Origin of the sequence: Streptomyces sp. NPDC038707, from assembly GCF_040636485.1 — a bacterium.
Taxonomy (GTDB): Bacteria; Actinomycetota; Actinomycetes; order Streptomycetales; family Streptomycetaceae; genus Streptomyces.
Window position 1 is genome coordinate 1 of sequence record NZ_JBEZUP010000078.1, and the last position, 5,962, is coordinate 5,962.

The window sequence follows — 5,962 nt, forward strand, 5'->3', positions numbered from 1 at the left end:
GACGCCCGAGCGCAGGGCCGCGCGCAGGTCGGTCTCCTCGGTGGCGAACAGACAGGTGCGCACCTGGCCGTCGGCGGTGAGGCGGGTGCGGTCGCCCGGGAGCCGTCGGCCGGCCGGAACTCCGTCGGGGCCAGTACCCCCTAGGAGTTGTCGTCAAAGTGTCACGCCCACATCAGGAGCGATGCGAGGGTGATGGCTGCTTGGTAGGACTCGGCGGTCTTGTCGTAGCGGGTGGCGATGCCGCGCCACTGCTTGAGGCGGTTGAAGCACCGTTCGACGACGTTGCGCCGCTTGTAGACCTGCTTGTCGAAGGCCGGCGGGCGTCCGCCGTGGCTGCCGCGTCGGAGCCGGTTGCGGATCTGGTCGGACCGTTCCGGGATGGTGTGCCGGATGCTCCGTCGCCGCAGCCAGGTGCGTATGGCCTTGAAGGCTGTAGCCCTTGTCACCAATGACGTGGTCGGGTCGGGTCCGGGGCCGTCCCGGCCCGAGCCGGGGCACCCGGATCGTCTCCATCACGGCGGTGAACTGGGTGCAGTCGTTGGTGTTCCCGCCGGTGACGGTGAAGGCGAGCGGTCGGCCCAGAGCGTCGCAGGCCAGGTGGATCTTGCTGGTCAGGCCGCCTCTGGACCGGCCGAGTCCCGGGGTGCGGAGCCCCCTTTTCGCGCTCCGGCCGCGTGCTGGTGGGCCCGGACGATCGTGGAGTCGACCGACACCAGCCACTCGATGTCCCCGGCCGCGTCGGCCTTCGCCTGGGCGGCCCGGAGCATCCGCTCGAAGGTGCCGTCCCTGGCCCATCGGCGGAAGCGGGTGTGCAGCGTGGCCCAGGAGCCGTACCGCTCGGGCACGTCACGCCAAGCCGTGCCGGTCCGGAACTCCCACACGATCCCGTTGAGCACCGTCCGGTCGTCCAGCCGTCTGCTGCCCCGCTCAGACCGGGGCAGCAACGGCTCCACGAAGGCCCACTCGGCATCGGACAGTTCATGGCGACGTATCACCCGACCATGATCCCCGACCGAAGATCGTTTGACGACAGACCCTAGGTCGGCAGGCCCTCGTACAGGAAGGCGCCGCCGTCCGCGCGGCGCGCGGTGCCGACGATCACCACCCGGTCGCGCTGCCCGCCGCGGCGGTCGATCAGCACGGCGCGCAGCAGTTGCTCGCCCAGCGGCGACTCGGCGCGGTCCAGCAGCACCGCAGGACGGCCGACCCGGCGCGGCCAGCCGACCGCGCCCGTGCAGGCGGCTTCCAGGTCTTCGCGCAGCGCCTGGAAGAGGAAGCGCTCGGCCACCTCCCGTCCCTCGCCGCCGGCCTTGAAGTCGACGGCGAGGTCGCGCAGGCCGTGCTCGGGCTGGCTGGCCCCGCCGGGGTAGGCGCCGTAGACGCGGGCCATCTCGGCCTTGCAGCGGGGTGCCAGACCGGACACGAGGGCGTCCACAAGCACGGTGCTCACCACCGCGGAGTACGGGTCGAGGGCCTGTCCGGACAGGGTGGCCAGCAGGTTCCGGATGGCGCCGAGCAGGGCGCCGCGCCAGAAGTCGCCGGTGCCCAGGCCGCGGAAGCGCTGCCGCTGGGGTAACTCCGCGGCGTAAACCGGTGAGCCGCAGTCCAGATAGATCACCGGCAGCTTGGTGGCGAAACGGTCCGTACGGCGCGCAGCAGCCGCCCCTTGCCCATGCCGGGGCCGCCGGTGAGCAGCACGACCGGGATATCGGGGCCGTACAGCGGTTCACGGCCGGCACCCGAGGGCGACCGCCCACGCATGCACGCGAAGAAGCCCTCCTCGCCGAGGAGCCTCTCGAACCCGAGGTCATCACACACGGATCCCTCTGGATGGCTGTCCCGCCCGGGAGCGGTGATCGTTGTGGCGGAAGGAGATCAGTGGAACACGGAGTCTTCTGTTCCGACAACGGTGCTTACACGAAGGAGAGATGGTGATGTTCCGGACCGGACCGAGGGGCGTGACGGGGCCCGCCAGGAAGCTGACGGGCCCTCACACAAAATCAGAGCCGGCCGGCCGGCGGTTTCCCCATCGTCTGCTTCAGCCAGGTGTTGTCGCGGAGTTCCGGATGCGCGGTGACGATCAGCCGCACCGCTTCGGCCTTCGCCCTGCCTGTCAGCTCCCGCAGCTCCGACCACGTCAGCTTGGCTCTACTCGGGGCGTAGTTCGTCGTGAGGGTGACCTCAGTCCCCTCTCGGCTGAAGGCGAACACCTTCTGGGACACGCTGGTCTCGACCGCGAAGTCACTGACGGTCTCCAGCTCGCGCGTTGCGAAGTCGAGCATCAGCGCGAAGTCGACCACAGGAAGTCCGGGCGTGCGCAGGCCGAGGTCCGCGCCGTGTACAACAAGGCGCAGGTTGGCGGTGAAGAGCCTCAGGCAGAAGTCTCCGCCGATCAGCTCCGTCCTCTCCGGTCGCCAGTTCTGGGACCAGGAGACGTCGTCTGCGCGCGGCTCGAAGGAGAAAGTGATCATCTGTTCGCCCTACTGCCAGACGTTTCTGGGCATCGCGGTGTTGAGATTGCCGTGCTCGTCGACGGCCAGACGGATGCCGTTCTGGCCGTTCACTCCAGTGGTCACGTCATCGAAGGCATAGTCGATGTAGTTGCCTCCTCGGGGATCCGTCTTGGACCGCGGCACCTCATGCCCGAACTGTGCCGCTTCCTCGATGAGCCTCTTGAGTTCAGCGCCGTCGATCTCCTGAGCGAAGACGTTCTGCATGTCGCCCTCCATATGATATTTGCCGCCCCAGAGGTGGTTGTTGCGGATGTGCTGCAGTACACCGTCAGTGATCGTGCGGCAGCTGATGTTGTGCACCAGCAGCGGGGCTTCGCCGGCCACCACGAAGTAGGTGTGGACATCCGCGATCGTAAGGTCGTAGGTGACCTGCGGCCTGGTGTAGGAGTGGACGCCCACAACCGTGACGGCTTCGTGGTTTGGAGCCTGCAGGCGGTCCCCGATGCTGAGCTGCCCCGCGTCCGTCCACGCTCCGGTGCTCAGGTCGTAGAACGGGTGGTTCGACGTCCCTGTGATGGTGCGCCGGCCGTTCTTCGTGGCGACAGTCACGTCGGTGAACCGGGTGTCCGTCGTGGTGCGGTGTGTCAGCGCGACGCGGTGCTGCTCGGCATCAGTGCTGCCCGGCTGCGCGTTGAGAACCTGGTCCCCGGTGGTTACTTCCTCGATGGCGCGGACGCTGCCGTCGGCCATCGCGACCTTGGTACCGGCCACGAAACTGTGCCTGACGCAGAATGACGCACCCGCGGCAAGACGGGCATCGATGACTGTCTGCAGTGCCTTGAGAGTCCTGCGGGCGGCGGTGGCGGTCTCGAAGAACGTCCCGATGCCGGCACCTACCTTCACGGCTGCCTTGGCGAATTCGGGGGCCTTGGTGACCACTGTCGCCAGGCTCAGCGCGTTGAAGGCGGTCCACAGGCAGCTCTCGACATCGGCGTCCGAGAAGCACTTCCTGGCGTCCGTCACACCGATCAGGTCCAGGAGGATCTTGCCGCCATTGGCCCTGACCCAGTCGAGGACATCCTGGTTGGCGTCCACCATGGCCTGGCGGTACTGATCCACGCAGGTCTGCCCGCACTCGGCGAAAAGAATGTCCTCCTCGTCCGTGGTCAGTACGTATTCGGCGGTGGAGCCGCCCGACGACACGACCTCCTCGCGTTCTTCCTTGGCACGCTGCCGTTCTTCGGCTTCCGATCTGTCGGCTGCCTTGTCGGCTTGGTTGGCGTAGTCCTGGGCGTTGGCCGCGGCCTGCTCCGCTCGGGTGGCGTTCTGTTCCGCTCGCGTGGCCGTCCGGCCGGCGGCCGCCGCGTCTCTCTCGGCGGAGGTGGCGGCGGAATCGGCGCTCGCGGCGTCCCGCTCGGCGTCGGTGGCGTCACGGTCGGCCTGTGCTGCGGCTGAGGCCGCGTCCTCCGCGGCGGAACTGGCGTGGAAGGCGTCGACGCCGGCCTGCTCGTCATACTTCTGCGCGCCGGCATCGGCCTTCTTCGCCGCGGCAGCGTCCGCGGACGCTGCCGCGGCCGAGGCCCGGGCCACATCCGCGGACTTCTGCGCCTGCACCGCGTAGCCGGCGGCATCGGCTGCCGCCTGCAGCGCGACCTTGGCGTCGCCGTCTGCCTTGTCCGCCAGGTCCTTGGCCCGCGCGGCCGCCTTCCCGGCCTCGTCAGCCTTGGCCTTGGCCGCTGCGGCCTGTTGTTCGGCGAGAGTCTTGGAGAGCTGACCGATCAGCACCGCGAACGCGGCACTGGAGTCCGTCTCACGATAGGGAGAGCCGAGGCTGACTGCCTTGTCGGCAGCCTTCGTGACCGCGATCGCCGCATCCCGGGCGGCCCCTGCGTACTGGGCTGTCGCGTAGGCGAAACCGGCGGTCTTCGCCGCCCAGGCAGCCGTTTTCGTGGCCTCACCGACAGCAGCGGTGGCTTCCTTGCGTGCATCGACTGCCGCGGTCTGGGCCTTTTCGGCCTCCGCCTGCGCCGTCTTGGCGTTCTGCTGCGCGGATGCGGCCGCGTCGATCGCCTTCGCCGCTGCTGCGTGTGCCTTGGCCGCAGCCGCGTTCGTTGCACTGTAGGCCGACCATGCCGAGTCGGCCGCAGAGCGGGAGCGCTTGGCCGCGCCCTCGGCAAGGGTTGCCGCCGCTCGTGCGTTGATCGCGGCCGCCGACGCCTCGTTCGCCGCGGCGCGGGCCTTCACGGCAGCGGTTGCCGCGTCGTTGGCGGCCGCTCGTGCTTCCGTGGCGGCCTGCCGGGTCTCAGTGGCCGCGCTGGTGCCCTCGGCCGCTGCTGCGGCCGCTTCCAGGGCGGCAGCGCGTGACGCCGTGGCATCCCTCCGCTGTTCGGCGTCGACCGCTTGACCACGTGCCGTACGAGCGCGTGACTCGGCCTCTTCGGCCGCCGCCAACTTCTCGGCCGCCGTGGTCCCTGCCGTCTGCGCGGATGCGCGGGCTTGCCGAGCGTTGTCCTTCTCGTCCTGTGCCCGCTCTTCTGCGGCCTGTGCCTTCTGGCGCTCGACGGCCGCGTTGTCGCGTTCCCGCTCGGCAGTGGCCTTCTCGGCCTCCGCGATCTCCCGCTGCCACTTCGCTTCGGCCGCGCCGGCCTTGGCGTCCTGTTCTGCCTGCTCCGCGGTCGTCCGGGCCTGCTTGGCAGCCGTCGCGTTGGCGGCCGCCTCCTGGGCCTGCTTGGCCGCGGCCTCCGAAGCCGCCTTCGCCTGTTCCTTCGCCTCCAGCGCTGCCGCCTTGCGGAACTCCGTGGCAATTGCGTGGGACTGGGTCTGCGCGAGCGCGTAAAAGGCCTGGCTGTTGGCGCTGTTAGCCTGGATGGCCTTGAGGGCGGTTTCGAGGTCTTCGCGGAGGCCTGGGCCGCGGCCGCGGAGGCCTTGGCGACCTGGACGGACTGGGCGGCGTACATCAGACCGCGGCCGCGCGGGTGGCGGTTCTGGTCGGCGATGGCCCACGCGGCGTTCTGTGCTGCGGCGGCCTGGTCCGCGGCGGTCCTGGCACGTGCGGCGGCCGATGTGGCGTTGGGGAGCAACTGCGAGGTGGTCTCGCGGATGGTGGCCAGGAGCCGGGTGGCGTTCTTCTGGTCGTTGAGCGAGGGCTTGCTCAGGGCGTCGGGGTGGTCGCGCCAGTACTGCTGCCAGAAGAGGATCTGATCGGCCTGCCAGGATTGGCGGATCGCCTCGATCATGTAGTCGGCGGAGAGCCTCGCTTCCTTGGAGGCGACGATCTCAGCGGCAACGATGTCCTTGCGCTGAGTGGTCTGGGAGGAGTACTCGGCCTCCCATTCGCTGTGGGCCTGCAGGATCGGCCCCGTCAGCACCCGGTGGATGTCGACCGGGTTCCTGCTGTCACAGGCGGCCCAGGCGGCCGCAGTTCCGGCCGGGCGCGGGCCAGTGATCCGCGGCCGTCGCAGGCCACGGTGAGGACGGCGCGCAGCTCCCCGGTGCGGCCGTCGGCGCTC

At 69.5% G+C, this 5,962-nt stretch carries 4 protein-coding genes and 1 pseudogene; all 5 read right to left on the minus strand.

The genetic code is table 11. The annotated features are described in order from the left end of the window. Window positions 1–161 precede the first annotated feature (161 nt). A pseudogene (locus tag AB0E62_RS39750) lies at window positions 162–992 on the minus strand (IS5 family transposase). Between the two features lie 44 nt (window positions 993–1,036). Continuing rightward, window positions 1,037–1,618, minus strand: coding sequence for a hypothetical protein (locus tag AB0E62_RS39755; protein WP_362205940.1), 582 nt, complete (start codon window positions 1,616–1,618; stop codon window positions 1,037–1,039). Beyond that, a complete protein-coding gene (locus AB0E62_RS39760; protein WP_362205943.1) occupies window positions 1,615–1,818 on the minus strand; it encodes a hypothetical protein in 204 nt (67 codons plus the stop codon). Before AB0E62_RS39760 ends, AB0E62_RS39755 begins: the two co-directional genes overlap by 4 nt. A 182-nt stretch (window positions 1,819–2,000) precedes the next feature. Continuing rightward, the gene (locus AB0E62_RS39765; RefSeq protein WP_362205946.1) at window positions 2,001–2,471 is read right to left on the minus strand and encodes a hypothetical protein; all 471 of its coding nucleotides are present in this window, start codon (window positions 2,469–2,471) and stop codon (window positions 2,001–2,003) included. A gap of 9 nt (window positions 2,472–2,480) precedes the next feature. Then, window positions 2,481–5,456: a polymorphic toxin-type HINT domain-containing protein gene (locus AB0E62_RS39770; protein ID WP_362205949.1), complete on the minus strand. Its 2,976-nt coding sequence runs from the start codon at window positions 5,454–5,456 to the stop codon at window positions 2,481–2,483. Window positions 5,457–5,962 lie beyond the last annotated feature (506 nt).